24 protein-coding genes are annotated in these 24,453 nt (G+C 57.5%); 22 read left to right on the top strand and 2 right to left on the bottom strand.

Features of this window, described 5'->3' with window-relative positions; all coding sequences use genetic code 11:
• The first annotated feature begins 54 nt into the window (after positions 1-54).
• Genes AC1MLT_RS12660 through AC1MLT_RS12670 form a run of 3 tightly spaced genes read left to right on the top strand, consistent with a single transcriptional unit; the run spans position 55 to position 2,700 of the window.
• Positions 55-1,005, top strand: coding sequence for a ParA family protein (locus AC1MLT_RS12660; RefSeq protein WP_481032556.1), 951 nt, complete (start codon positions 55-57; stop codon positions 1,003-1,005).
• Positions 1,006-1,048: 43 nt separating this feature from the next.
• Positions 1,049-1,669 carry an RBBP9/YdeN family alpha/beta hydrolase gene (locus AC1MLT_RS12665; protein ID WP_481032557.1) on the top strand — a complete coding sequence of 207 codons (621 nt, stop codon included), beginning with the start codon at positions 1,049-1,051 and terminating at the stop codon, positions 1,667-1,669.
• Between the two features lie 5 nt (positions 1,670-1,674).
• Positions 1,675-2,700, top strand: a complete 1,026-nt coding sequence (locus tag AC1MLT_RS12670) for a ParB/RepB/Spo0J family partition protein (protein ID WP_481032558.1) — start codon at positions 1,675-1,677, stop codon at positions 2,698-2,700.
• A 52-nt stretch (positions 2,701-2,752) separates the two neighbouring features.
• On the opposite strand, the gene AC1MLT_RS12675 is transcribed toward AC1MLT_RS12670, so the two are convergent.
• The gene (locus AC1MLT_RS12675; protein WP_481032559.1) at positions 2,753-4,180 is read right to left on the bottom strand and encodes an FAD-binding oxidoreductase; all 1,428 of its coding nucleotides are present in this window, start codon (positions 4,178-4,180) and stop codon (positions 2,753-2,755) included.
• Between the two features lie 83 nt (positions 4,181-4,263).
• Between AC1MLT_RS12675 and AC1MLT_RS12680 the strand changes: the two genes are divergently transcribed.
• Both AC1MLT_RS12680 and AC1MLT_RS12685 read left to right on the top strand, forming a co-directional pair.
• Positions 4,264-4,851 (top strand): cob(I)yrinic acid a,c-diamide adenosyltransferase, encoded by a 588-nt coding sequence (locus tag AC1MLT_RS12680; RefSeq protein ID WP_481032560.1) that lies wholly within the window; start codon positions 4,264-4,266, stop codon positions 4,849-4,851.
• 145 nt (positions 4,852-4,996) lie between these two features.
• A complete protein-coding gene (locus AC1MLT_RS12685) occupies positions 4,997-5,464 on the top strand; it encodes an RcnB family protein (protein ID WP_481032561.1) in 468 nt (155 codons plus the stop codon).
• A gap of 88 nt (positions 5,465-5,552) precedes the next feature.
• Here AC1MLT_RS12685 and AC1MLT_RS12690 read toward each other — a convergent pair whose 3' ends face one another.
• Positions 5,553-5,837: a hypothetical protein gene (locus AC1MLT_RS12690; RefSeq protein ID WP_481032562.1), complete on the bottom strand. Its 285-nt coding sequence runs from the start codon at positions 5,835-5,837 to the stop codon at positions 5,553-5,555.
• Positions 5,838-6,119: 282 nt separating this feature from the next.
• Here AC1MLT_RS12690 and AC1MLT_RS12695 point away from each other — a divergent pair, with 282 nt between their 5' ends.
• From AC1MLT_RS12695 to AC1MLT_RS12775, 17 genes are all read left to right on the top strand, one after another.
• The gene (locus AC1MLT_RS12695; RefSeq protein WP_481032563.1) at positions 6,120-6,899 is read left to right on the top strand and encodes a hypothetical protein; all 780 of its coding nucleotides are present in this window, start codon (positions 6,120-6,122) and stop codon (positions 6,897-6,899) included.
• A gap of 79 nt (positions 6,900-6,978) precedes the next feature.
• Complete coding sequence (locus AC1MLT_RS12700) at positions 6,979-9,441, top strand: YjbH domain-containing protein (RefSeq protein WP_481032564.1); 2,463 nt, start codon at positions 6,979-6,981, stop codon at positions 9,439-9,441.
• Between the two features lie 32 nt (positions 9,442-9,473).
• Positions 9,474-10,757: a Vi polysaccharide biosynthesis UDP-N-acetylglucosamine C-6 dehydrogenase TviB gene (gene tviB, locus AC1MLT_RS12705; RefSeq protein ID WP_481032565.1), complete on the top strand. Its 1,284-nt coding sequence runs from the start codon at positions 9,474-9,476 to the stop codon at positions 10,755-10,757.
• A gap of 30 nt (positions 10,758-10,787) precedes the next feature.
• Positions 10,788-11,864, top strand: coding sequence for an NAD-dependent epimerase/dehydratase family protein (locus AC1MLT_RS12710; RefSeq protein WP_481032566.1), 1,077 nt, complete (start codon positions 10,788-10,790; stop codon positions 11,862-11,864).
• 68 nt (positions 11,865-11,932) lie between these two features.
• On the top strand, positions 11,933-13,171 hold the full coding sequence (locus AC1MLT_RS12715; RefSeq protein WP_481032567.1) for an oligosaccharide flippase family protein: 1,239 nt from the start codon (positions 11,933-11,935) through the stop codon (positions 13,169-13,171).
• Positions 13,161-14,333 (top strand): O-antigen polymerase, encoded by a 1,173-nt coding sequence (locus AC1MLT_RS12720; RefSeq protein WP_481032568.1) that lies wholly within the window; start codon positions 13,161-13,163, stop codon positions 14,331-14,333. The genes AC1MLT_RS12715 and AC1MLT_RS12720 overlap by 11 nt, the downstream gene beginning before the upstream one ends.
• A 5-nt stretch (positions 14,334-14,338) precedes the next feature.
• Positions 14,339-15,409, top strand: a complete 1,071-nt coding sequence (locus tag AC1MLT_RS12725) for a glycosyltransferase family 4 protein (protein ID WP_481032569.1) — start codon at positions 14,339-14,341, stop codon at positions 15,407-15,409.
• A 5-nt stretch (positions 15,410-15,414) separates the two neighbouring features.
• Positions 15,415-17,391: an asparagine synthase (glutamine-hydrolyzing) gene (asnB, locus tag AC1MLT_RS12730; RefSeq protein ID WP_481035008.1), complete on the top strand. Its 1,977-nt coding sequence runs from the start codon at positions 15,415-15,417 to the stop codon at positions 17,389-17,391.
• Positions 17,388-18,515: a glycosyltransferase family 4 protein gene (locus AC1MLT_RS12735; RefSeq protein ID WP_481032570.1), complete on the top strand. Its 1,128-nt coding sequence runs from the start codon at positions 17,388-17,390 to the stop codon at positions 18,513-18,515. Before asnB ends, AC1MLT_RS12735 begins: the two co-directional genes overlap by 4 nt.
• Positions 18,512-19,114, top strand: coding sequence for a sugar transferase (locus tag AC1MLT_RS12740; protein ID WP_481032571.1), 603 nt, complete (start codon positions 18,512-18,514; stop codon positions 19,112-19,114). Before AC1MLT_RS12735 ends, AC1MLT_RS12740 begins: the two co-directional genes overlap by 4 nt.
• Entirely contained in the window at positions 19,114-20,151 is a 1,038-nt protein-coding gene (locus AC1MLT_RS12745) for a ketoacyl-ACP synthase III (protein ID WP_481032572.1), read from the top strand. The genes AC1MLT_RS12740 and AC1MLT_RS12745 overlap by 1 nt, the downstream gene beginning before the upstream one ends.
• A complete protein-coding gene (locus AC1MLT_RS12750; RefSeq protein WP_481032573.1) occupies positions 20,144-20,365 on the top strand; it encodes an acyl carrier protein in 222 nt (73 codons plus the stop codon). Before AC1MLT_RS12745 ends, AC1MLT_RS12750 begins: the two co-directional genes overlap by 8 nt.
• A 2-nt stretch (positions 20,366-20,367) precedes the next feature.
• The gene (locus AC1MLT_RS12755) at positions 20,368-21,435 is read left to right on the top strand and encodes a ketoacyl-ACP synthase III (RefSeq protein ID WP_481032574.1); all 1,068 of its coding nucleotides are present in this window, start codon (positions 20,368-20,370) and stop codon (positions 21,433-21,435) included.
• Positions 21,432-22,196 (top strand): SDR family NAD(P)-dependent oxidoreductase, encoded by a 765-nt coding sequence (locus AC1MLT_RS12760; RefSeq protein ID WP_481032575.1) that lies wholly within the window; start codon positions 21,432-21,434, stop codon positions 22,194-22,196. The genes AC1MLT_RS12755 and AC1MLT_RS12760 overlap by 4 nt, the downstream gene beginning before the upstream one ends.
• Positions 22,197-22,200: 4 nt before the next feature.
• On the top strand, positions 22,201-22,836 hold the full coding sequence (locus AC1MLT_RS12765) for an acetyltransferase (RefSeq protein WP_481032576.1): 636 nt from the start codon (positions 22,201-22,203) through the stop codon (positions 22,834-22,836).
• Between the two features lie 18 nt (positions 22,837-22,854).
• Entirely contained in the window at positions 22,855-24,051 is a 1,197-nt protein-coding gene (locus AC1MLT_RS12770; protein ID WP_481032577.1) for a DegT/DnrJ/EryC1/StrS family aminotransferase, read from the top strand.
• 80 nt (positions 24,052-24,131) lie between these two features.
• The gene (locus AC1MLT_RS12775; protein ID WP_481032578.1) at positions 24,132-24,443 is read left to right on the top strand and encodes a VanZ family protein; all 312 of its coding nucleotides are present in this window, start codon (positions 24,132-24,134) and stop codon (positions 24,441-24,443) included.
• Positions 24,444-24,453 lie beyond the last annotated feature (10 nt).

A 24,453-nucleotide genomic window follows, 5' to 3' on the forward strand; every position in this document is an offset into this window, starting at 1 on the left:
ATTCCGTTTTTTCCATTCTCCTTTTCGCACGCACCGAAAGATATCGAGCAAGCCATGGCCAAGATTTTTTGCATCGCTAACCAAAAAGGCGGTGTCGGCAAGACCACCACCACCGTGAACCTGGCCGCCGGGCTCGCCAAGGTCGGCCAGCGCGTGCTGATGATCGACCTCGACCCGCAGGGCAATGCCACCATGGGCTCGGGCGTCGACAAGCGCCAGCTGGAACTCTCGGTGTATGACGTGCTGCTCGAATCGGCCTCGGTCGCCGAGGCGCGCATCCACTCCGAGAAGTGCGGCTACGACGTGCTCGGCGCCAACCGCGAGCTGGCCGGCGCCGAGGTCGAGATGGTGGCGCTGGACCGCCGCGAGAAGCGTCTGCGCACGGCCCTGGCCGCCGTCGGCGCCGAATACGACTTCATCCTCATCGACTGCCCGCCCAGCCTGAACCTGCTCACGCTCAATGGCCTGTGCGCCGCGCATGGCGTCATCGTGCCGATGCAGTGCGAGTACTTCGCGCTCGAAGGCCTGACCGACCTGGTCAACACCATCAAGCAGGTGCATGCCAATCTCAACAAGAACCTGCAGATCGTGAACCTGGTGCGCGTCATGTTCGACCCGCGCATCACGCTGCAGCAGCAGGTGAGCGAACAGCTCAAGTCCCACTTCGGCGACAAGGTGTTCGACACCGTCATTCCGCGCAACGTGCGCCTGGCCGAAGCTCCGAGCTATGGCCTGCCGGGCGTGGTGTTCGACCCGTCGGCGCGCGGCAGCCAGGCCTTCGTCGCCTTCGCCAGCGAACTGGTCGAGAAGATGCCGCCCGCCAGCATGTTCGCGCCGCTGTCGACCGCGACAGCCGGCAGGTCCGCCAAGACCAGCAAGGCCGACAAGGCCGGCAAGGACGCCGTGAGCGGGCAGGGCGGCGACGCCGACACCGATCCCGCCGGTGGCCCCGCCGCCACCACGGCCGCCAGGAAGCCGGCCGCCTCCACGCCGGAATCGGTATGAGCGCCATGCCATCCACCGATCACCCATCGATGGCTCGCATCGCATGCCTGGCGACCCGGGCCCGCTGACCGTGGCGGCCACCCCTCCCACCATCCTCCTGCTGCCGGGCTGGCAGAACAGCGGTCCCGCGCACTGGCAGAGCCGTTGGGAAGCGCTGCATGGCGACCGGCGCGTCGAGCAGCACGAGTGGGTGCGCCCGCTGCGTGGCGACTGGTCGATGCGGCTGGAAGAGGAAGTGCTGGCGGCCCGGACGCCCGTCGTGCTGGTCGCGCACAGTCTCGGCTGCCTGCTGGTCGCCGCCTGGGCCGCGCATTCGCGCCAGACCGCCAGGGTCCGTGCCGCCATGCTGGTCGCACCTGCCGACCTCGACCGCGACGACCTGCGCCAGACCATCCCGGGCTGGGCGCCCATCGTGCGCCAGCGCCTGCCTTTTCCGTCGCTGCTGGTCGCCGCCGCCGACGACCCGTATTGCGCCGCCGACCGCTCGCGCCAGCTGGCGGTCGATTGGGGCGCGCGCTTCCTCGACGCCGGCGACATCCGTTATGACACCCCTTGCGCGGAGGGCGCCGTTGCCACCCGCGCCGGCCACCTCAATCACGACTCCGGCCTGGGCGACTGGCCCGAAGGCCGTGCCCTGCTGAACGACTTCCTGAAAGAGCACTGAACGCGATGGCTACCAAGAAACTCAAGGGCCTCGGCCGCGGACTCGAAGCCCTCCTGGGTCCGACCTTCAACACCAACGACGGTGCCGACGACGATGGTGACGGCAACGCCGTTTCGACCGGTGGCGCCCGCACCCGGGCCGGCGACGGCCGTCCCGCCGCCAACGGCGCGCGCATCGATCCCTCCGTCCTCAAGCTCGACCAGATGGTCGCCGGCACCTACCAGCCGCGCACCCGCATGGACGAGGGCGCGCTCTACGAGCTGGCAGAGAGCATCAAGGCGCAGGGCATCATGCAGCCCATCCTCGTGAGGCGGCTCGATCCCGACCTGGCTGCCAGCAAGAACGCCGAGTTCGAGATCATCGCCGGCGAGCGCCGTTTCCGCGCCGCCAAGCTCGCCGGCCTGGAGAGCGTGCCGGTGCTGGTGCGCGACGTCGCCAACGAAGCGGCGGCGGCCATGTCGCTGATCGAGAACATCCAGCGCGAGGACCTGAACCCGCTCGAGGAGGCCCAGGGCCTGCAGCGCCTGATCGAGGAGTTCGGACTCACCCATGAGAGCGCCGCCCAGGCCGTCGGCCGCTCGCGCAGCGCGGCCAGCAACCTGCTGCGCCTGCTCAACCTGGCCGAACCGGCCCAGGCGATGCTGATGGCCGGCGACCTCGACATGGGCCATGCCCGGGCCCTGCTGGCGCTCGACCGTGGCGCCCAGGTGACGGCGGCGACGCAGATCGCCGCCCGCAAGATGTCGGTGCGCGAAGCCGAGGCCCTGGTCAAGAAGCTCGCGGCCGACTTCGGCACGCCGACCACTGCCTCGCGTCGCGCCGCCGGGGGTGGGGAGGAGAAATCCGGCGACCTGAAGCAGGTGGAGGAGGAACTGGCCGATCTCCTGACTTCCGCCATCGAGGTGCGCATCAAGAAGCGCACCCGACACCGGGGCGGCCGCGTCGTCGAGAGTGGCGAGCTGGCGATCCACTTCGGCTCCATGGATGCCCTCAACGGCCTCATCGAGCGCCTGCGCAAGCTGCCCGCCTGAGCGAGCACAGGCGCGGTCCGGGGCGGACGCCGCCGCCGCCGCCCGTGGATCCTCAGAGGCTGAAGATCTTCCCCGGGTTCATGATGTTCTTCGGGTCCAGCGCGCGCTTGATCACCCGCATGAGATCGATCGCGCCGGCGCCGGCCTCGGTGACCAGGAAATCCATCTTGTGCAGGCCGATTCCGTGCTCGCCGCTGCAGGTACCTTCCAATGCGATCGCGCGCGTCACCAGCGCGTGATTCAGGGCCTCGGCGCGTGCCCGCTCGGCGGTGTCGTCCGGGTCGATCAGGTAGCCGAAGTGGAAGTTGCCATCGCCCACGTGGCCGACCAGGAAGTAGGGGATGCCGCTGGCATCGGCCTCGGCGACCGATTCGAGCAGGCAGTCGGCCAGGCGCGAGATCGGCACGCAGGTATCGGTGGAGATGGCGCGGCAGCCCGGGCGCGACTGGATGGCCGCGAAGTACGCGTTGTGCCGCGCCGTCCACAGGCGCGTGCGCTCCTCGGGCGTGGTGGCCCATTCGAAGGCATTGCCGCCATGGTCGCTGGCGAGCTCCTGCACCACCTCGGCCTGCTCCTTCACGCCGGAGGGCGAGCCGTGGAATTCCATCAGCAGCATCGGCTCCTCGCGCAGGTTCAGCCTGGCATAGGCGTTCACCATGCGCACCGTGTTGACGTCGATGAGCTCGACGCGCGCGATCGGCACGCCCAGCTGGATGATCTCGATGGTCGTGCGCACCGCCGCCTCGATGCTCGGGAACGAGCAGATGGCGGCCGACACCGCCTCGGGCAGCGGATAGATGCGCAGCGTGATCTCGGTGATCACGCCCAGCGTGCCCTCGCTGCCCACCATCAGGCGCGTCAGGTCGTAGCCGGCCGACGACTTGCGCGCGCGCGTTCCGGTGCGGATCGCCTCGCCGGCGGCCGTCACCACCTCCAGCGCCAGCACGTTCTCGCGCATGGTGCCGTAGCGCACCGCGTTCGTGCCACTGGCGCGCGTCGCCGTCATGCCGCCGATCGAGGCATCGGCGCCGGGGTCGATGGGGAAGAAGAGGCCGGTGCTCTTGAGCTCGTCGTTGAGCTGCTTGCGCGTGACGCCCGGCTGCACCGTCACCGTCAGGTCGTCGGCGTCGATCGACAGCACGCGGTTCATGCGCCCGAGGTCGATGCTGATGCCGCCCTGCACGGCCAGCAGGTGGCCCTCCAGCGACGAGCCGACGCCGAACGGGATCACCGGCACGTCATGCGAGGCCGCCAATGCGACGGCATCGGCCACGTCCTGCGTGCTCTCGGCGAACACCACCGCCGCGGGTGGCGGCAGCTCGAACGACGATTCGTCGCGTCCATGCTGCGTGCGCACGGCGAGGGCGGTCGAGCAACGCTCGGCGAAGCGCGCCTTGAGCGCATCGATCAAGGCGGCCGGCACCTCGCGCTGCGCGGCCACGGGCGGGGTCAGGTGGGAGAGGGCGGCGGGGGCATTCATGGCGGGATTCCTGGCACGCGACGACGGTGCGGGCGGTCTAACATTCTATGAACCGCTTTCCAACCCTTCATCGGAGTCAACCCATGGGCAACCGCCTCACGCAGATCGCCACCCGCACCGGAGACGACGGCAGCACCGGCCTCGGCGACAACACCCGCGTGCCCAAGAGCCACCTCCGCGTGCATGCCATGGGCGACGTCGACGAGCTCAATTCCAACATCGGCGTGCTGCTGTGCGAGCCCATGCCGCAAGCCGTGCGCGAGCTGCTGGTCGACGTGCAGCACCAGCTGTTCAACCTCGGCGGCGAACTCTCCATGCCCGGCTACACCTTGCTCAAGGCCGAGGCGCTGCTGCAGCTCGACGAGGCCCTGGCCGAGCACAACGCGCACCTGCCGCGCCTGGCGGAGTTCATCCTGCCGGCCGGCACCCGTGCCGCTTCGCTGGCGCATGTCTGCCGCACGGTGGCACGCCGCGCCGAACGCGCCGTGGTGGCCCTGGGCGCCGCCGAACCCCTGAACGACGCGCTGCGCCACTACCTCAACCGCCTGAGCGACCTGCTGTTCGTGCTGGCGCGGGTGCTCAACCGCGCGGTCGGAGCCGATGGCACCACCGGCGGCGACGACGTCTACTGGAAGAGCGAACGCATGGCGCGGAGCGAAGCGGCTTCTTGACCGACACGCGCCGGCCGTCCATGGGCGCAGGATACGTCTGCTTACAGCCTTCATCTCGTGCGTACCTGCCGACGGCGCCGTCGATACATGCGGGTCGCACAGTGGAGTTTCCGCATCACGCAGACCACAGAAGGACGTCTCCACCATGAACAGCCTCTCACACGACACCCGCACGACGGCCCATCGCCCGGGCCGGCAGCTGCAACGCCTGGCCGTGGCCGCGCTGGCACTGTGCATGGCCGCGGGTGGCGCCATGGCCCAGGGACGACACGACGACGATCGGCGCGGCCCGCCCGGCCATGGCGAACGCTTTGCCAATGGTCACGACAACCGGCGCAGCGATCGCGACCATCGTCATGATCACTACGACCGCCAGGACTTCCGCGATGGCCGGCATTTCGACCGCCGCGGCTATGAGCCCCGGCCGGCCGAATGGCGACGCGGTGGTCGCCTGCCGCCCGAATATCGCGGCCGCAATTACGTCGTCAACGACTATCGCGTCTATCGCCTGCAACCGCCGCCACGCGGTTATCAATGGGTCGGCGTCGGGGGTGAATTCGCACTCGCCGCCATTGCGACCGGCATCATTGCGCAGATCGTGGTGTCAAGATAATGAGACATTGCAGGACATTGGCGCACGCGCCAATTGAATGAATGAATGAAAGAAAAAAAGCGCCGACATGTCGGCGCTTTTTTCATGGTCAATTGTCGTCGTCGATGAACACCGGGACCGGTGCCACCTGCGCTCGGACATTGCGTCCGGTGATGGTCAGTCTCAGGCCGCCACCATGCCACTCCAGCCAGTTCAACGCCACGTAGGCGTCGATGTCGTTGCTGTCGATCAGGTCGGCCTGGCGCTGCTTCAGGCGCTCCATGGTGAGGGGGAGTCCCTGCCGCAGCCGTTCGCGGGCCAGGGCCGCCATGTCGGCTTTCAGGGAAAGACGGGCCGAGACCTGCTTGCGCGTCTGCATCGTTGCCGGGGCCATGAGAGATCCATTTCCAGAAAGGGATGAAGGTGCGTACCAATGTACGCGTGCTTGCCATACACGCCTATCGATTTGCCGTTACTAAATAGCCACAGTGACGAAAATTGAAATTGCTCCTCTCGAAACTCGGAGTTTTCGTGAATTTGTGCTGATACACTTCCCTTTGAAAACGTTACTAACTGTCAATGTAGTACTGAGGTATTACCGAGATTGAGCAGTTGGGTTACCTGTTCATACCGTTACTGGAGCACCAGATTGATTTCATTCCTCTCGAAATCTGCAATGACCAGGGTCGTTGTTCCTTCGTTGGCCGTCCTGGCACTGACCGCCTGCGGCGGCGGCGGTGGTGGCAGTGACAACGCGGGCGGCAGTGGCACTGGCGTCGGCATCGCGGTCAATGGCACGGTCGCTCGCGGCGCGGCCATCTCCAACGCCACCATCCGTCTGTCCTGCGCCAATGGCGCCGAACTGACCGGCGCATCGGCCGCTGACGGCACCTTCACCACCAACCGCGCCGCCGTCGTCTATCCGTGCATCGGCACGGCCACGGCCGGCAACCTGACCTATCGCGGCGTCCTGTTCACCAACTCGACCGCCAACTTCACGCCCCTGACCGACCTGCTCGTGCAGACCGTGCTGGCCGCGTCGGTGAGCGGCACAGCTTCGCTGACGCTGCAGGAATTCATCACCAAGATCCGTACCGACAGCACCTTCGCCGCCAACGTGTCGACGACCACCATCGTCGCGCGCTTCCGTACGACGGTGCTCAACGTCATCAAGTCGCAGCTGATCGCCTCGGGCAAGACTGAAGCCGAAGCCAGCGCCATCCTGGCGGCGGCCGGCAATTTCGAAGGCCAGAGCTTCATCATCGGCTCCGACCTCGACAAGGTGCTCGACAACCTGGCCACCACGATCCAGAACTCCGACGGCAGCCTGCGCAGCATCATCCTGGCGCTCATCAAGGCGGCCGGCGACCTGCTGGCCCCGCCGGCCAGCGGCACCGCCACCGGCGGTACGGGTGGCACGGGCGGCACCGGCGGTACGGGCGGCACCGGCGGCTGAGCGACACGCTGCCACACACGAGCAACGACTCTCCCAGGGCAGCTTTCAGAGCTGCCCTTTTCATTTGTCCGTTCGTTCCATGTCTCATCCTTGTGAAACCGGTGTGTTCAGGCTCAAGGCGACGGTTGGCGCACTGCTGGTGTGGCCGGGCCTCGTCTGCGTGACCGCGTCGGCGTTCGCCCAGCAATCCGTGCCGTCGTCGACGCAGGTGGCACCGACGCTCGGTGCCAGCGGCGCATCAGGCCTGGCCGTCACGCCGACGGCGCCCTTGCTGCCCTGGGGCAGCCTGGGCATCGCCTACGACAGCCAGGTCGTGGGCGGCCCGGTCAACCGCGTCCATGGCACCGACGGGCACAACCTCGTGGCCGGCTTCGGTCTGCTGCCGAATCTCGAGATCTCCGGCCGCATCGCGGCCAACACGCTCAACACCAACGCCTATACAGAGAACGCCGGCATCCGCGATCTCTCGTTCAACTTCAAGGCCGGCGCGCCGCTGGACCGCGACAACCGCTGGTATGTTGCCGTCGGCGCCACCGACCTGGGCGGGCAGACCGGCAACTTCCGCTCGGTCTACGGGGTGCTCACCCACCGCCCGATCGCATCGGTCGACCTGTCCGCCGGCCTGGCGCGACGCGGTGGCGCCGCCAATGTCAGCACGCCGCTGGACGGCCCCTTCGCCAGCGCCGCGTATCGCCCGCTCTCGTGGCTGCAGACGCATGTCGAATATGCCGACAGCAAGGCCTGGGCCGGTGCCCGCGTCTATGCGCCCGGCAACTGGCTGCCCGCCGGCTGGCAGGCGCACATCGGCGCCAACGTGCGGGTGCATGGCGACGACCGCGTCACCTTTCCCGGCGGCGTCACGCAGGGGTCGGCGCGCGGCTGGGTCAGCGTGGGGCTGAACATTCCGCTCTTCAAGGTGCCGACACCGGTGCTGTCGACCATGGCATCGCGCATGGCGCCCAACGATGGCGCACCGATGGCGGCGACATCGCCGGCACCGCGCATGACGTTCTCGACCCAGGGCCTGCCGGCATCCGACACGCCCCTGGTGGCCGACATGACGCCGCGCGTCGTCGTCGCCAAGGCACCGCCATCGGCCCGGGTCAACATCGCGCCGGCGGGCATCGGCATCAGTTCGGAGGCGCAGGCCGCTGCCGACGCCATGGCCCGCACGGCCGCCGCGCTGCCGCCCGTGGCGCCGGTCGACGATACGCAGCTCGTGGCCCTGGGCGAGGCCCTGCGCGACAAGGGATTCGAGGACATCGCCATCGGCCGCGCGGGCGATGGCGCCGTGGTCGTGAGCCTGAACAACGCCACCTACAACGCCAACACCGCCGATGGCCTGGGCGTGGCGCTGGGCGTCATCGCGCGCCGGCTGGCCGACCAGCGCGCCGGCTACCGGCTGGTGCTCATGCAGCGCCAGCTGGCCATCGTGGGCGTGACGGGCCAGGCGGACTGCCTGGCGCAATGGATCGCCGACGGCCCGCCGCGCTGCACCGCCGGCGAGCTGTACACGCCCGGCACGACCGGCCTGAATGCCTTGCTGACCAACACCCGCTGGGTGGTCGAAGGCCGGGCGCCGAGCTGGGCCACGCCGCGCGTCATCCTGCAGCCGGTGCTGCGCACGGCCGTGGCGACCGAATACGGCGTGCTCGACCATTCACTGGCCTTGCGCGCCATGCTGCAGCAGCCGCTGTGGCGCGGCGCCTGGGCGGAGGTGGCGGGCAACACGCCCCTCCACGATTCCGACGACTACAAGCAAGGCCAGGTCTTCGGCAACAGCCGCTTCGTCAGCCAGACCGACCGCTACATGGTCCACCAGATGTTTCGCGTGCCGGTGGAAAGCATGCTGGGCCAGCTCATCCGCATCACGGGCGGTAGCGAGACCCGCAACCCAGAGAAGATCCGGCAGCTGGCCGAACGCTGGGGCGCCGCCGCCCTGACCGCCCACGTGGCGACCGGCCGCATCGACGCCAATTACCGCGGCCACTATGGCGAACTGCGCTGGGAGCCGGGCGAGGGGCGCCACAAGTTCGGCGTGGAGGCGGGCCGCTTCGACCGCGTGACCTATTACGACCCCAACCTGCCGATCAAGTCGCGCACCGCGCTGGCCAATTACCGATACGCCTTCTCGCCGACCCGCACGTATTTCGAGGCCGCCGCCGGCCAATTCCTCTACAACGACCGGGGCGTGCGGCTGGGCATCAAGCAATGGTTCGACGACGTGGCCATCACGGTGTATGTGCGGCACTCCAAATTCGAATGGGCGGCGCAAGGACGAACATCGGCCGGCATCGAGCTTTCATTGCCATTGACGCCACGCAAGGACATGTCGCCGACCTATCCGGTGCAGGTGGTGGGCAATCCGCGGTGGTCGTATGGCATAGAGACCGTGGTCCGGGAATCGGCCAATGTGCTGAGTACGAATCAAGGTGTGGGCGCTAATGTGTCGATGCTGGACCGGACTTTCAACTTCGATCGCGCCGGGCTGGTGTATTTCGAAGACAACATGCCGCGCATCCGCAGTGCCGCCAGGCAATGACCGATTCTGAGATTCTTTTTCCTAATTCATCCATGAACGACATCAGCCACTCATCGCCCATTGCAATCATCGGACTGGGTTATGTCGGACTGCCATTGGCGGTGGAATTTGGGAAAAAGCGCTCGGTCATCGGGTTCGACATCCATGCCAAGCGAATTGCCGAATTGAAGGCGGGGCACGACCGCACATTGGAAATCTCCACCGAGGAACTGCAAGACGCGTCGAGGCTGTCATTCACGTCGCATGCCGACGACCTGCGCGATTGCAGCGTCTTCATCGTCACCGTGCCGACGCCCATCGACAACGCCAACCGCCCGGACCTCACCCCCTTGGTCAAGGCCAGCGAAACCGTCGGCAGAATCATGCGGCAGGGCGCCATCGTGATCTATGAATCCACGGTGTACCCAGGCGCCACCGAAGAGGTCTGCGTACCGATCCTTGAACGACTGAGCGGCAAGAAATTCAACGTCGACTTCTTCTGCGGCTACAGCCCGGAGCGCATCAACCCGGGCGACAAGGAGCATCGCCTGCCCAGCATCAAGAAGGTGACCAGTGGCAGCACGCCCGAGGTGGCGGAGACCGTAGACAGGCTGTACCGGGAGATCATCACCGCTGGCACTCACAAGGCCAGCAGCATCAAGGTGGCCGAAGCCGCCAAGGTAATCGAGAACACGCAGCGCGACGTGAACATCGCCCTGATGAACGAACTCAGCCTGATCTTCCATCGGTTGGGCATCGACACTCTGGAGGTGCTGCAGGCGGCGGGTACCAAATGGAACTTCCTGCCATTCCGCCCCGGGCTGGTGGGGGGGCATTGCATTGGCGTCGACCCGTATTACCTGACGCACAAGGCGGTGGAGGTGGGTTACCACCCCGAGGTCATCCTTGCTGGCCGCCGCATCAACGACAACATGGCCAGCCACGTGGCCGACCAGGTCGTGAAGCTGATGCTGCGCAAGAACCTGCCCGTGCTGGGCAGCAAGGTCTTGGTACTGGGCCTGACTTTCAAGGAGAACTGCCCCGACGTGCGCAATACGAAGGTGGTGGACATCGTCAGCACTTTGAAGAGCTACAACACGCAGGTCGATATCTACGACCCGTGGATCGACGTGAGCGAAGCGGAGCATGAATATGGCTTGCAATGCCTGAAAGAGCCGCCTTCCACAGGCGCCTATGACGCCGTCATCCTGGCCGTGGGTCATCACCAGTTTGCGACGCTGGGTGAAGCGGGCATCAAATCCTTTGGCAAACCAGACGCCGTGCTGTTCGACGTCAAGAGCATGTTTCCGTTGGGCGCCGCTGACGGCCGCCTGTAATTGCAACAGCCTCAAAATTCGAGACCGCACATGGATTCCGACGAAACGATGGGCCCAACCATCGACAGCACCGATGGCGGTCCGACCGCCTACGATCTTCTCAGGCAACGCCTGCCCAAGGAACCGCATACGTGGCTGGTGACAGGCGTCGCAGGTTTCATTGGCAGCAATCTATTGGAGACGCTGCTGCTGCTCGACCAACGCGTCGTTGGGCTCGACAACTTTGCGACCGGTTTCCAACGCAATCTGGACGAGGTGCAGGGCCTAGTCACTCCAGAGCAGTGGGCTCGCTTCAAGTTCATTGAGGGCGATATCCGCAATATTGACGACTGCAGAAGCGCTTGCGCAAACGTGGAATACGTATTGCATCAAGCCGCTCTGGGGTCAGTTCCTCGTAGCCTCGCAGATCCAATTGCGACCAATGAAACCAACATTGGCGGCTTTCTCAACATCCTGATTGCAGCCAGGGATGCGAAGGTAACGAGCTTTACGTATGCCGCGAGCAGTAGCACTTACGGCGATCACCCGGCATTACCGAAAGTGGAGGACGTCATCGGGAAGCCACTCAGTCCATACGCAGTTACCAAATACGTGAATGAGCTTTATGCAGATGTCTTTTCACGCAATTACGGTTTTCATTGCATCGGTCTAAGGTATTTTAATGTCTTCGGTAGACGGCAGAACCCTAACGGCGCCTACGCTGCAGTGATACCAAAATGGACAGGCTCGCTAATTGAAGGCGAGCCGATCTATATTAACGGCGATGGAGAGACAAGTCGAGATTTCTGTTATATAGAAAACGCAGTGCAAGCAAATCTTCTTGCGGCGACAACGAGAAATGCAAGCATTGGAAGTCAAATATACAACGTCGCCTTAGGTGGCCGCACGACGCTAAATGATTTGTTAGAACTGATAAGAAAAAGCCTCGCGAAGCAAGGTGTAGACAATCAAATTCCACCGATTTATCGCGAACCGCGCGCAGGGGATGTGAAGCACAGTCAAGCAAGCATTGAGAAATCCGAGAAGTTTCTGGGCTATAAGCCGGCTTATTCCATTACCAAGGGAATTCCTGTTGCCGTCGCTTGGTATTTATCGAGTCGAAAATAAGATTGGAACTTCGTTCGCATGAAAAACAATCAATGAGGCTATCGCATATCTCGTGGAATTTCGCGGGCTTGTCATTGCCACTGGTTATGGCCGCCATCGCGGTGCCAAAACTACTAAATTTGATAGGCCAAGAGCGATTTGGAATTCTGACATTGGCGTGGGGTTTAATTGGATACGCTGGTGCACTTGATCTCGGGATTGGTCGAGCGACAACATATGCTATTTCCAATTTAAAGGCCAAGGGTCAAAGCGAAATTGAGCAAATTCCGGTAGTCCTGCTGACCGCAGCGCGTATGACAACCTTCGCTGGGATTTTTGGCGCCATTCTCATGTTAATCGTGCTCTCAATCGGCGCCAAAAAAATTCTGCCGACAACAAGTTTAGAAACGCAAGAGATTTACATATCTGCACTTTTCATATCACTTGCGTTGCCAATGCAAGCGCTAAGCGCAACCTTCCGAGGGGTAAATGAGGCATATCTCAACTTTAAAAGCATCAGCATACTGCGAGTTCTATTGGGAATGGCTAATTTTGGTTTGCCTTTGCTTGCAACCATATTTAGTCAAAAAATTTATTGGTTGATTATGACAATTGTGATCTCTCGTGGCGTTGCATTATTAGCATATAGAGAGCTGGCTCTTCAATGCATATCTTCCAAAGATAGTGTTAAGCCGAGATTTTCTAGAGAAGTCGCAAAAAATTTGGCTGGATTTGGGGGGTGGTTCACTGTAAGCAATACTTTGAATCCTATAATTTCTATTGCAGACCGCTTTATCGTTGTTTCAACGGTGTCGGCAGCAGCAGTGTCTGTATACGTCGTTCCATATGAAATGGTGGTTCAAAGTCTTACGATTGTTGGCGCTATTACTACTGTTGCCTTCCCGTACCTAAGCAAAATCAGGGTATCTGATCCAGAACGTGCCTCATTGGTATTCAAAAAGTCATTGTTAATTATTTTGACTTTGATGTTCTTCGTTTCGGTTGCATATTTTTTCGTTGGCGGCAAAGTTTTAGAGATATGGCTTGGAAGCCAATACTCTTCTCAGCATTCAAGTGTCATAAAAATACTATGCATCGGGTTGGTTTCATACACGTTGGGAACAATGTCGATATCATGGCTTCATGCGCATGGGAAAACAAACACAACCGCTAAATTAAATTTGTTGGAGTTTCCCCTATATTTGGTTCTTGTCTATTTGCTTGTCAAAGCTTATGGCGTTGAAGGTGCTGCGATTGCTTGGGTTGCTCGAGTATCTTTGAATGCGGTCTTTCTTTACTATCTTGTGCTTCGATTAAATGCAAAGTAAAAGAGCTTCTTGGTATCTCATACCGTCCTCCTACGGGGTTTTAATATGGGCGATTCTTTTAATTGTAGTGAATTTCACCGCCGTAAAGGTTCAGCCTGAAGCCTTTGCGCTATTCATATATGTCGTCTTCTGCTTCATATTCTCTAACGTCATCACGGGGCACTTGTTTTCTAAAGTTGACTTCAAAAACTTAGGTTTGGAGGTGAAGGTTAAAAAGTTGGATGTTAATCTTTTCGTGGCTAGTGCGGTAATAGGATTTCTGGGGTTATTTTTATATGCGCGTGATTTTGGCGCTGAGCTAGGTGGCATCGCGGCCTTTTTCTATACATTTTTTGATGCGCCGCTTGAAATCAGGGGTTTGGCCCAAGAAGTGAGGTCTAACGGATTCCAAGTCTCCTACTTCAGTTGGATTTTTATTTTTTACTGCGTCTATTTTTATGGTCTTGGGGTTTTCAAAACTCGCCTGTCGAAATTGCTCGCGATTATTTGCGGCTTCGCTGCATTTTTTCTAAATTTGATGTTCATTGATCGAACTAGGCCGATCACAATATTTGTTGCTTCGGCTTTAATTTTGCTTTTTATCAATCTTTACAAGATAAAAAATGCATCAAAAATAATTTTTTACTTGTTGCTGTCACCTTTTGCCATTTTTATAGCGCAAGCGATCTTCACAAAAAAGTATGACGCTGACGAAGGATTGTTTGGAAATGTTGTGGTTTACGTGTTCGGTGGCTTCGGTTATTTTTCTGCACTTTTGTATGACGTCAATCCAAGTTACGAATTTACTCGGACATTTTTGCCAATCTCAAAAATATTAGAAGGCTTGGGAATTATTGAAAACGTTCCATCACAGGTTCTTGACTTCAAAGATGTTCCGTTTTCGACCAACGTCGGTACATTTCTTGAGCCTCTGTTGTCTGACGGAGGTCCAGTTTACGTAATCTTAATGGCGCCAATATTGATCTTTATGGTGGACTATTGGGCTCTAAGGTCGCTTACCTATAGAACAATATTTGGAGTCATCTTTTGGGCCAACTTGATCCTATTGACTATGTTGAGTTTCTTCGTGCCCAAATATAACGCTACATATATATACCTGTTTGCGATAATATTCTTATTTATGAGAGTTTTTAAGGCTGGTATATCTTTCAGAATCAAATAAGGATCGTGGCTTTGCGAATTTTGATACTTACTCGATATGGCCGCTTGGGAGCATCTTCGCGATTGCGATCGCTTCAGTATTTAAATACTTTTGAAGCAAGCAATATTTCTTGTGTGGTGAGACCCTTTATCTCTGACGAATTGCTTGCAAAAAAATACAGATCTGGCTCTTATGGGATTTTCTCTTTGCTGGGAGTCTATTTTTCTCGTTTCAAAGTTGCATTTTCCTTGAAAGAGTTTGATCTTGTATGGGTTGAAAAAGAAGCATTGCCTTGGATGCCCTGCAGCTTAGAAAAATTTCTGCTGCGAAAAGCTCCTTATATCCTCGACTACGATGATGCAATCTTTCACAATTACGATAAAAACAAAAATTTTCTCATTAGAAAAATTTTTGGTAGGCGTTTGGATTGTTTAATGAATGAAGCGGCTCTTGTCATAGGGGGTAACGGCTATTTGGCCAAGCGCGCTTTGGACGCAGGATCAGCACTGGTAAAAATAATTCCGACTGTAATTGACCTTGACCGATATCCAATACGGGTGAATTTGGAGAAATCTGATTTTCCGCGAATCGTTTGGATTGGCTCTCCTTCAACTGTCAATTATTTGGATCTTCTGCGTGAGCCCTTGAGACTGCTTGCACTCCAAAATTCTTTTGTACTCAGAGTCATTGGTGCCCATGGAATTAGTATACCCGGAGTTGAGGTCGAGTGTATTGATTGGACAGAAGATTCAGAAGTTGACTTAATCTCTTCATGTTCGGTTGGCATCATGCCTTTAGTGGACTCGCCATGGGAGCGCGGCAAGTGTGGCTATAAGCTTATCCAGTACATGGCGTGCAACTTGCCTGTTGTCGCATCCGCTGTAGGTGCAAATGTCGATATTGTTGAGGATGGCGTCAGCGGATTTTTGGTGAGGCGTCCAGACGAATGGATAAGCGTTTTAAATAAATTACTTCATTCGTCGGAATTGCGAGCAATGATGGGAAATGCCGGCCGCGTTAGAGTAGAAGAGAAGTATTGCCTGCAGAAAACAGGGCCTCAGCTTGTCGATTTGATACGCCTTGTTGCGGAGAAATAAAATTTATGTGTGGCTTGGCTGGTTTTTTTGGAGCTCCGTCTTCGTCTGAAGACATGGCGGCGCAACTTGCTCGAATGAGCAACGCGATTGAACATCGGGGTCCGGACGCGGCAGGGCAGTGGATCGATGGCAACGTAGCTGTCGCGTTTGGACATCGAAGACTCGCGATAGTCGAGCTATCTGACGCCGGCTCTCAGCCCATGGTTTCGTTCAGCGGACGTTACGTACTAGCTTTCAACGGTGAGATCTATAACCATTTGGAGTTGCGCGAGGAGCCCGACATTACTGTGCGTTGCATTGCGTGGCGCGGCCACTCCGACACAGAAACTTTGCTCAATAGTTTTGAAGTATGGGGCATAGTTGAGACCGTTCGGCGTGCTGTCGGTATGTTTGCATTTGCTATTTGGGACCGCAAGTTGCGTGTCCTCACGCTCGGCCGCGATCGATTTGGTGAGAAACCGATTTACTACGGACGGCTTGGCACAGGTGCCTCTGCAGTTCTTCTGTTCGGGTCGGAATTAAAGAGTCTGACCGCGTATCGTGGTTTTGAGGGCAAAGTCGACCGGGATTCACTGTGCATGTTCATGCGTCACGGCAACGTCGGCGGCAGTCGCACGATCTATCAAGATGTTTTCAAGTTGCTTCCGGGAACGTTGCTCACTTTGTCGGATGCGGCAACGGAGCCTGTCATCGAGTCTTACTGGTCGATGGCGCAAGCGGCCGAGAATGGGGTTGCCAATCGATTCAAGGGCAGCGCGGCGGATGCACTGCAGCAGTTGGAAGTCATCGCTGCCCGTGCAGTACGCCAGCAGATGGCTTCGGATGTGCCATTAGGGGCTTTTCTTTCCGGAGGAGTCGACTCCTCCATGATCGTCGCGCTGATGCAAGCTCAAAGCACGCGCCGCATCAAGACTTTTTCGATTGGCTTCGACGACGCTACTTATAACGAAGCAGAATATGCGAAGGCAGTCTCGCAGCACCTCGGCACGGACCACACCGAGCTGTATGTGACGCCCTCAGAGGCGATCAGCACGATCAAGCTTCTGCCGCAAATCTATTGTGAACCCTTTGCGGATTCATCCCAGATTCCCACCTACTTGGTGAGTCGGCTGGCCCGGCGTGACGTTACGGTGTCGCTTTCAGGCGATGCAGGCGATGGGGTGTTCGGGGGCTACAACCGCTATCAGTTGACGGCTCGTCTATGGAATAAGCTGTCTGCCGTCCCAGTGCCTCTGCGACGCGCGTTGGCTCATCTACTCTTGCAACTGCCGCCTCATCGAATTGACCAAATTGCATCAAGCGTGCCAGGCTTAGGTCGTTGGCCGGACTTAGGCGGCAAGATTCACAAGGGTGCCCGTGTAATGGGCGCTTCGTCGGCACAAGACCTGTATTTGGGCTTGGTATCGCAATGGAGCGATCCGGCCGAAGTGGTGTTGGGTGGGCAGGAACAGCCATCCTTGCTAACCGGCCGACGGCCCGCGCTCCGGGGTCTGGGCGACGTTGAACGCATGATGGCTTTGGATTCGCTGACTTACTTGCCTGACGACATCCTGACTAAGGTGGACCGCGCGGCCATGAGCGTCGGCCTGGAAACACGAGTACCTTTCCTTGACCATCGCATGGTCGAGTTCGCATGGCAATTGCCGCTGGAATACAAGATTCGGTACGAGAACAATGCACTGACGACCAAATGGATCGTCCGCGAGATGCTGTTCAAGAAGGTGCCTCGCAAGCTCATCGAACGACCCAAGCAAGGTTTTGGCATTCCCATCGGTAGCTGGCTGTGCGGTCCCTTGCGCGCGTGGGCTGAACCGCTGCTCAGTGAGAGCCGGCTGAAGAGGGACGGTTACTTCGATGTCGCGGCTGTGCGCCGCAAATGGACAGAGCATCTGAGCGGACGCAAGAATTGGCAGCATCAACTGTGGTGTGTGCTGATGTTCCAGATTTGGCTGGACGAGAACGTCGGGGCGGTGGTGGCATGAAATTCTTGCTCATTGCTGGACTGGCTGAGTCGGTGCTGAATTTTCGCGGTGCCCTAATCGAGGCGCTGCAGAAGCAGGGCATGGATGTCCACGTAGCTATTCCTTCGGTGACCGGGCTTGCGAAGGGCAATCCGTGTCGACCTGCGCTGGAAGCAGCAGGGCTGGTGGTGCACGAGATCGACATGCAGAGGACCGGTACCAGCCTGTTTGCCGATCTGCGGACGTTGGCTCAGTTGCTCAGCATGATGGCACGGATCAAGCCAGACTACGTTTTGGGTTACACCGTCAAGCCGGTGATCTACGGCATGCTGGCGGCGTGGTTGGCACGCGTGCCACGCCGTTTCGCACTGATTACGGGGTTGGGATATGCATTCCAGGGTGGCGCTGAACGACGCCTGTTGCAGTCGATCGCTCAAACCCTTTATTCGCTTGCGTTGAAGCGAGCAACAGTGGTCTTCTTCCAGAACGATGACGACCGACGATTGTTCGTAGAACGTCGCATCGTGCCCCCATACGGGCGGACCTGTGTGGTCAATGGCTCTGGAGTGAAGCTGGAGGATTTCAGGGTCGCACCGTTGCCTGAAGGCCCGCCAGTATTCCTTTTGATCGCCCGCCTGCTGGGCGACAAGGGTGTACGTGAATATGTTGAGGCGGCACGCGCCATGCGGCGGCGTGCTCCAGGCCTGCGGTTTCAGATGGTCGGTTGGATCGATTCCAACCCTGACGCCGTCAAGCAGGAAGAACTCGATGGCTGGATCGCGGAAGGCTGTATCGAGTATCTGGGTCGGCTGTCGGATGTGCGGCCGGCGATTGCAGCTAGCAGCGTGTATGTATTGCCCTCGTATCGCGAGGGCACGCCGCGCACCGTGCTGGAAGCCATGGCCATGGGTCGCCCCATCGTCACGACGGATGCACCAGGCTGCCGGCAGACTGTCTCTGAAGCCGACAACGGTTTTCTCGTGCCGGTGAAATCGGCATCGGAGTTGGAACGAGCGATGTGGAAGTTCGTCGTCGAGCCAGGACTGGCTGCCCGCATGGGCCAACGCTCGCGCGTGTTGGCCGAGGAGAAATACGACGTCCACAAGGTCAACGAAGCGATGTTGAGAGAGATGGCCATCCAATGATCAAACGTGCTTCTGATGTGGTCTTGGCGGTCGTCAGCCTGCTGATCTTCGCGGTGCCTCTGGCGGTGTTGGCGATCCTCATCCGACGCAAGCTGGGCAATCCGGTGTTGTTCCGCCAGGCGCGTCCAGGCCTCGGTGGGCGCAGTTTCGAGATGATTAAGTTTCGCACCATGACCAACGAACGTGGGGCCGATGGGGCATTGCTTCCAGACGCCCAGCGTCTGACGCGGTTCGGCCGCTTCCTGCGGGCAAGCAGTCTCGATGAGTTGCCTGAGATCTGGAACGTGTTGAAGGGCGACATGAGCTTTGTCGGCCCTCGGCCCCTGCTGGTCGAATACCTGCCGCTGTACTCGGCCGAAGAAGCGAGGCGCCATGAAGTGCGCCCGGGCATCACTGGCTGGGCGCAGGTGAATGGGCGCAACGCGCTCAGCTGGCAGGAGAAATTCAAGCTCGATGTCTGGTACGTCGATCACCAATCGTTGTTCCTTGATCTCAAAATCTTATTTTTCACAGTAAAGAAAGTCTTTGTGCGAGATGGCATTAGCGCAGCGGGCGAAGCAACAATGGCCGCTTTTAAAGGCTCAAAAAAGGAAATCTGATGAGCGCAATAATCCTCGATGTCGAAGAGTATCTGCCGCATGAAACTTTAACAAACGATTCTTTGGCCCAGATATATCCGGAATGGCCAGCAGATAAAATAATCGAAAAAACAGGTATTAGAGTTCGGCATATCGCAAAACCAGACGAAACTGCCGCGGATCTTGCCTGCGAAGCTGCAAAAAACCTTTTTGCAAAAGGTAGGTATTCATCTGACGATGTAGATTTCATAATCTTGGTAACTCAGGCATCAGACTATCTGCTGCCAACTTCTGCTTGTCTGTTGCAAAATAGACTTGGTATAAAAAAAACTGCAGGCGCTATCGATATAAATTTAGGCTGCTCTGGATACGTATATGGACTCGCGGTTGCAAAAGGCTTGCTAGAAACACAGGCTGCGAGCTGTGTCCTTTTGCTTACCGCAGACACTTATTCAAAATACATTCATCACGGCGACAAGAGTGTGCGTACCCTTTTTGGCGACGGCGCTGCTGCAACCCTACTTGGTCTTGACAAAGAATTGCAAGCGCCGGCGATAGGCCCATTTGTATTTGGAACAGATGGAGCTGGCGGGAAAAATCTCATCGTTGAAGCTGGAGGTTTTAGAACGCCAAAAAGCGCTCAAACCAGCATTGAAAAAACTGACGACTCGAACAACACGCGGACTTTGGAAAGCCTTTACATGGATGGCTCTGCCGTCATGTCATTCTCTTTGGCGGAAGTACCCGTGGCTGTGGCCAAACTTTTGACACTTTCAAACGTTGAGAAAAGTGAAATCGATTACTTTGTCTTGCATCAGGCAAATAAATTCATGCTTAATGCGTTACGTAAAAAAATCAAAGTGGAGCCGGACAAGCTTCCTATTTTAATGGAAGATATCGGAAACACCGTGTCTTCATCCATACCGCATGCTTTGATTCGAATGAGAAGACGGCATCTTTTAAATGCCCCTAAAAAACTTATGCTTGTGGGTTTTGGCGTAGGCTACTCTTGGGCAGCTTGTTTGTTAACCATTGATCTAGGAGATTCAAATGAATGAATTCAACGAAGGACTGGCGGAAATTCTCGAAGTTGATGTTGATAAAATTCAGCCAGACTTCATGTTTTCTGATTTGTGGGATTCTTTGGCTGTTGTCTCAACCATTGCGCTTGTTGATGATTGCTATGGTGTGATACTCAGTGGAGACGACTTAAAGAAATGCGAAAAGGTATCGGATGTGCTTAATTTGATTGAAAAATCCAAAAAGGAGTAGTAATGAACAGAAGCGATTCGTCCGCAGGCAAAATTTCAAAGACACGCGGTGCACGAATCGCCGGCGTTGTTTCTTGTGTGCCCACCAAGAAAATAGAAAATAGTTATTTCGATAATAGATTTGAAGCTAATGAAATACAAGCAATTTCAAAGATGACAGGCGTGCAATCTAGGCGTTGGGTTGAAGAAGACCAAACAACACTAGATTTGTGCATGAGTGCAGGATCGCACTTGCTAAAAAATTTGGAGTGGGATCCGGATTCTGTGGATGCGCTGATATTTGTTTCTCAAACTCCAGACTATCGCTTGCCTGCTAGTGCATGTGTTATGCAAGAGAAACTTGGTTTGAGTAGAGGTGTAATTGCTTTTGACGTCAATCTTGGTTGTTCTGCTTATCCATATGCTTTATGGCTTGCTTCTACGCTCATTCAAACAGGTTCAGTCAAAAGAGTGTTATTAGCGGTTGGAGACACCATCAGCAAGGTGGTTGATCCCTCTGATAGATCAACGGCAATGTTATTCGGTGACGCAGGAAGTGTCACAGCTTTAGAGAGCACCGCATCTGATTCGTCTGAAATCTTTTTTATATTGGGTACGGATGGCAAGGGTGCGTCTAACTTACTTATCCCCAACGGGGCGGCGCGATATACCGACGGAAAAAAGGATGGACGACTTGTAGGCCGAAATTTGAGTTGTTTGTACATGGACGGTGGAGAGATATTCAACTTTACTCTTAAGTCTGTACCGCCTTTGGTTAATGCCTTGCTGCAGAGTGCAAAAAAATCGGTAGAAGAATATGACGCTTTTCTGTTCCATCAGGCAAATCTATTTATGTTGAATCATTTGGCAAAAAAATCGAAAATTCCTTCTGATAAAGTTCTTACAAACATTAGCGATTACGGCAACACAAGCTGCGCTTCGATTCCTCTATTAATGACAACTCTTTTGAAAGAGTCTCTGATGAATAAGCCGTTGCAGATCGCATTGCTGGGTTTTGGGGTGGGCTATTCTTGGGGTGGAGCATCTTTGAAAACCGATAAGTTGAATTTTGTGGATTCAATCGAGTTATGAATACATTCTCCAATTCCTGTTTATTGGGAAAGTCGTTTTTGATAACTGGTGCGTCTTCGGGATTGGGTTTTGCGTCTGCAAAGATGATCAGTGAGTGCGGAGGTCGCGTAGTAGCAAGTGGTCGCGACGAGGGCCGTCTAAGCAAATTGATCGAGCAATTAAAGGAGCCGCAGAAGCATGCAATTAGCTGCTTCGATTTAAATGATGCTGATTCCACTGCAGCATGGATGGAAGAACTTGCGAATGAGCATGGCCCATTCGATGGAATTTTTCATTCTGCCGGTATCGAGATGATCAGGCCGATCAGAATGGTTAAGCAAGCGCAGATTGAATCTGTCCTATCTTCGAGTCTTTATCCGGCTTTTGGCATCGCGCGAGCTGCTTTTCGAAAAAGCGTTCTCTTGGATGGCGGGTCTCTAATTTATATGTCTTCGGTGGCAGCGCTCAGAGGGCAACGAGGATTGGCAGCTTATTCGTCGGCAAAAGCCGCAGTCGATGGGATGGTTCGTGCTCTTGTAGAAGAATTTTCTGAACGGCGGATCAGAGTGAATTCGGTTGCTGCAGGAGCTGTTAATACACCGATGCATCAACGAATCGTTGATAAAAGTGGTTCAGATGCTGAAATGGAATATGTAAATTCTCATCCGCTTGGCATTGGAATCACTTCAGATATCGCCCAAGCAGTTATTTTTCTTTTATCTGACGCCTCAAAATGGGTTACTGGGACCTGCCTTGTTGTTGATGGCGGATATTCAGCTTAGGTATATGAATAGTAAATTAATTCTGGTTGGGGCTGGCGGCTTCGGACGCGAAGTATTGGAGTGGGCAAAAAATTCATTTCCAGAAATCGGGCCTTCTCCTGTTTCGGGGTTTTTGGATGATAATCCAAATGCTCTTTCTGATTTCAATATCGATATTCCTTGGCTGGGTGCGATATTAGATTATGTTCCGCAGCATGGCGACTTGTTTCTGTTGAGTGTTGGCGGGCCTGCTGCAAAGCAAAAAATCGCAAATGCACTGAAAGAGAAGAATGCTGTTTTTGTGTCGCTGATCCACCGTACGGCAATCGTTGCTGATTCCGCAAGCTTGGGGAGTGGCGTGATTATTTGTCCATTTTCATTGATTTCAGTTAATTCTAAACTTGGTGATTTCGTTACAGTAAACACCATGTCAAGTGTTGGTCATGATTCGAGGATCGGTTCATTTTCAACGTTGAGCGCACATGTCGATGTCACAGGTCAAGTCGAGATCGGCGAGGGTGTTTTTTTTGGCACAGGTGCCAAGTTGCTTCCCCGAATTTCGATTGGTGACAAGGCTGTGGTTGGCGCAGGATGCACTGTTGTCAGGTCTGTTCGTGCCGGAATGACCGTTTATACGGCTCCAGCAAGACGATTGGGCTAATTCCGTTTTCTTTAAATAATGTTAAATACCTCTTTTTCTTCTTGGCCCAGCTTCACCACCGAAGAAGCCGACGCCGTGCATCGCGTGCTGCTGTCGAACAAGGTCAACTACTGGACTGGCACTGAGGGCCGTGAGTTCGAAAAAGAATTTGCCGCGTGGGCGGGCACCGCCCACTCTGTGGCACTCGGCAATGGCACGCTGGCGCTGGACGTGGCGCTCAAGGCGCTGGGCATCGGCCCGGGCGACGAGGTGATCGTTACGCCGCGTACCTTCATCGCCAGCGTGTCGTGCGTGGTCAGCGCGGGCGCGACGCCGGTCTTCGCGGATGTCGACACTGACAGCGGCAACGTGTCGGCCGCCACTATCGAGCGGGTGATCACGCCGCGCACGCGGGCGGTCATCGCCGTGCACCTCGCCGGCTGGCCCTGCGACATGGATCCGATCATGGCGCTGGCCGACCAGCACAGCTTCAAGGTCATCGAGGATTGCGCGCAAGCGCACGGCGCACGCTACAAGGGGCGCTCGGTCGGGTCCATCGGGCACGTCGGCGCCTGGTCGTTCTGCCAGGACAAGATCATGACGACCGGAGGCGAGGGCGGCATGGTCACCACCAACGACCCGGCACTCTGGCGCGCGATGTGGGAATACAAGGATCACGGCAAGAGCTACGAGGCTGTCTACGAGCGCTCGCATCCGCCGGGCTTCCGCTGGCTGCACGAGAGCTTTGGCACCAACTGGCGGATGCTGGAGATGCAATCGGTCATCGGTCGCCTGCAGCTTCCGCGCATGGCCGAATGGACGGCTCGCCGCACCCGGCATGCCCAAGCCATTCTTGGCGCGGCACGCGCGCATGCCGTCGCCCGCGTGCCGGCATTGCCCGAGGGCAGCGTGCATGCCCACTACAAGGCCTATGTCTATATCGACCGCGATCGGCTGGCGCCGGGCTGGGACCGCGACCGCATCGTCAACGAGATCGCCGCATCGGGCGTGCCGTGCTTCCAGGGTTCGTGCTCCGAGGTCTACTTGGAGAAGGCGTTCGACGGCACCGGCTGGCGGCCGGCCGAGCGTCTGCCGGTGGCGCGCGAACTGGGCGAGACCAGTGTGATGTTCCTCGTCCACCCGACCTTGACCGATGCGGAGATCGACAAGACCTGCACCGCGATCACGCGGGTCTTCGCCGCGGCCACGGCCAGAGAGACAGCGGCGGCGACGTGAAGTCGCCCAAGGCCGGTACGTCCGTTGCCAGACGGGCTGTCGTGAGTCTGCGGGCCTGGCGCATCCTGCTCGCCCTGGCCATGCTGGGCATCCTGGTCCTCAGCGTGCTTCCACCTTCGCCCCATCTCCCATCCACCGGCTGGGACAAGGGCAATCACATGCTCGGCTTCGGCACATTGGGGTTGCTGGGGACTCGCGGCTGGCCGGGCCGCACGTGGGCCGTGATGGCCGCGTTGCTGGCGTATGGCGGCCTGATCGAGGTGTTGCAGTCGCTTACGCCGGATCGCTCCGCCGAATGGGCCGATCTTCTGGCCGATGGCATCGGTCTGGGGATGGGCTGGCTCCTGGCACAGATCAGCCTCTTGCTCATCCCCCGTTCAGGCGATTTATAAAACTAAATGA

The sequence above is a fragment of the Variovorax sp. PEI5 genome (genome assembly GCF_056679935.1).

Excerpts from the sequence above, each read along its gene's own strand:
- AC1MLT_RS12660 (WP_481032556.1), top strand. The coding sequence starts at position 55 with ATGGCCAAGATTTTTTGCATCGCTAACCAAAAAGGCGGTGTCGGCAAG.
- AC1MLT_RS12665 (WP_481032557.1), top strand. The coding sequence starts at position 1,049 with ATGCCTGGCGACCCGGGCCCGCTGACCGTGGCGGCCACCCCTCCCACC.
- AC1MLT_RS12670 (WP_481032558.1), top strand. The coding sequence starts at position 1,675 with ATGGCTACCAAGAAACTCAAGGGCCTCGGCCGCGGACTCGAAGCCCTC.
- AC1MLT_RS12675 (WP_481032559.1), bottom strand. The coding sequence starts at position 4,180 with ATGAATGCCCCCGCCGCCCTCTCCCACCTGACCCCGCCCGTGGCCGCG.
- AC1MLT_RS12680 (WP_481032560.1), top strand. The coding sequence starts at position 4,264 with ATGGGCAACCGCCTCACGCAGATCGCCACCCGCACCGGAGACGACGGC.
- AC1MLT_RS12685 (WP_481032561.1), top strand. The coding sequence starts at position 4,997 with ATGAACAGCCTCTCACACGACACCCGCACGACGGCCCATCGCCCGGGC.
- AC1MLT_RS12690 (WP_481032562.1), bottom strand. The coding sequence starts at position 5,837 with ATGGCCCCGGCAACGATGCAGACGCGCAAGCAGGTCTCGGCCCGTCTT.
- AC1MLT_RS12695 (WP_481032563.1), top strand. The coding sequence starts at position 6,120 with ATGACCAGGGTCGTTGTTCCTTCGTTGGCCGTCCTGGCACTGACCGCC.
- AC1MLT_RS12700 (WP_481032564.1), top strand. The coding sequence starts at position 6,979 with ATGTCTCATCCTTGTGAAACCGGTGTGTTCAGGCTCAAGGCGACGGTT.
- tviB (WP_481032565.1), top strand. The coding sequence starts at position 9,474 with ATGAACGACATCAGCCACTCATCGCCCATTGCAATCATCGGACTGGGT.
- AC1MLT_RS12710 (WP_481032566.1), top strand. The coding sequence starts at position 10,788 with ATGGATTCCGACGAAACGATGGGCCCAACCATCGACAGCACCGATGGC.
- AC1MLT_RS12720 (WP_481032568.1), top strand. The coding sequence starts at position 13,161 with ATGCAAAGTAAAAGAGCTTCTTGGTATCTCATACCGTCCTCCTACGGG.
- asnB (WP_481035008.1), top strand. The coding sequence starts at position 15,415 with ATGTGTGGCTTGGCTGGTTTTTTTGGAGCTCCGTCTTCGTCTGAAGAC.
- AC1MLT_RS12735 (WP_481032570.1), top strand. The coding sequence starts at position 17,388 with ATGAAATTCTTGCTCATTGCTGGACTGGCTGAGTCGGTGCTGAATTTT.
- AC1MLT_RS12740 (WP_481032571.1), top strand. The coding sequence starts at position 18,512 with ATGATCAAACGTGCTTCTGATGTGGTCTTGGCGGTCGTCAGCCTGCTG.
- AC1MLT_RS12745 (WP_481032572.1), top strand. The coding sequence starts at position 19,114 with ATGAGCGCAATAATCCTCGATGTCGAAGAGTATCTGCCGCATGAAACT.
- AC1MLT_RS12750 (WP_481032573.1), top strand. The coding sequence starts at position 20,144 with ATGAATGAATTCAACGAAGGACTGGCGGAAATTCTCGAAGTTGATGTT.
- AC1MLT_RS12755 (WP_481032574.1), top strand. The coding sequence starts at position 20,368 with ATGAACAGAAGCGATTCGTCCGCAGGCAAAATTTCAAAGACACGCGGT.
- AC1MLT_RS12760 (WP_481032575.1), top strand. The coding sequence starts at position 21,432 with ATGAATACATTCTCCAATTCCTGTTTATTGGGAAAGTCGTTTTTGATA.
- AC1MLT_RS12765 (WP_481032576.1), top strand. The coding sequence starts at position 22,201 with ATGAATAGTAAATTAATTCTGGTTGGGGCTGGCGGCTTCGGACGCGAA.
- AC1MLT_RS12770 (WP_481032577.1), top strand. The coding sequence starts at position 22,855 with ATGTTAAATACCTCTTTTTCTTCTTGGCCCAGCTTCACCACCGAAGAA.
- AC1MLT_RS12775 (WP_481032578.1), top strand. The coding sequence starts at position 24,132 with ATGCTGGGCATCCTGGTCCTCAGCGTGCTTCCACCTTCGCCCCATCTC.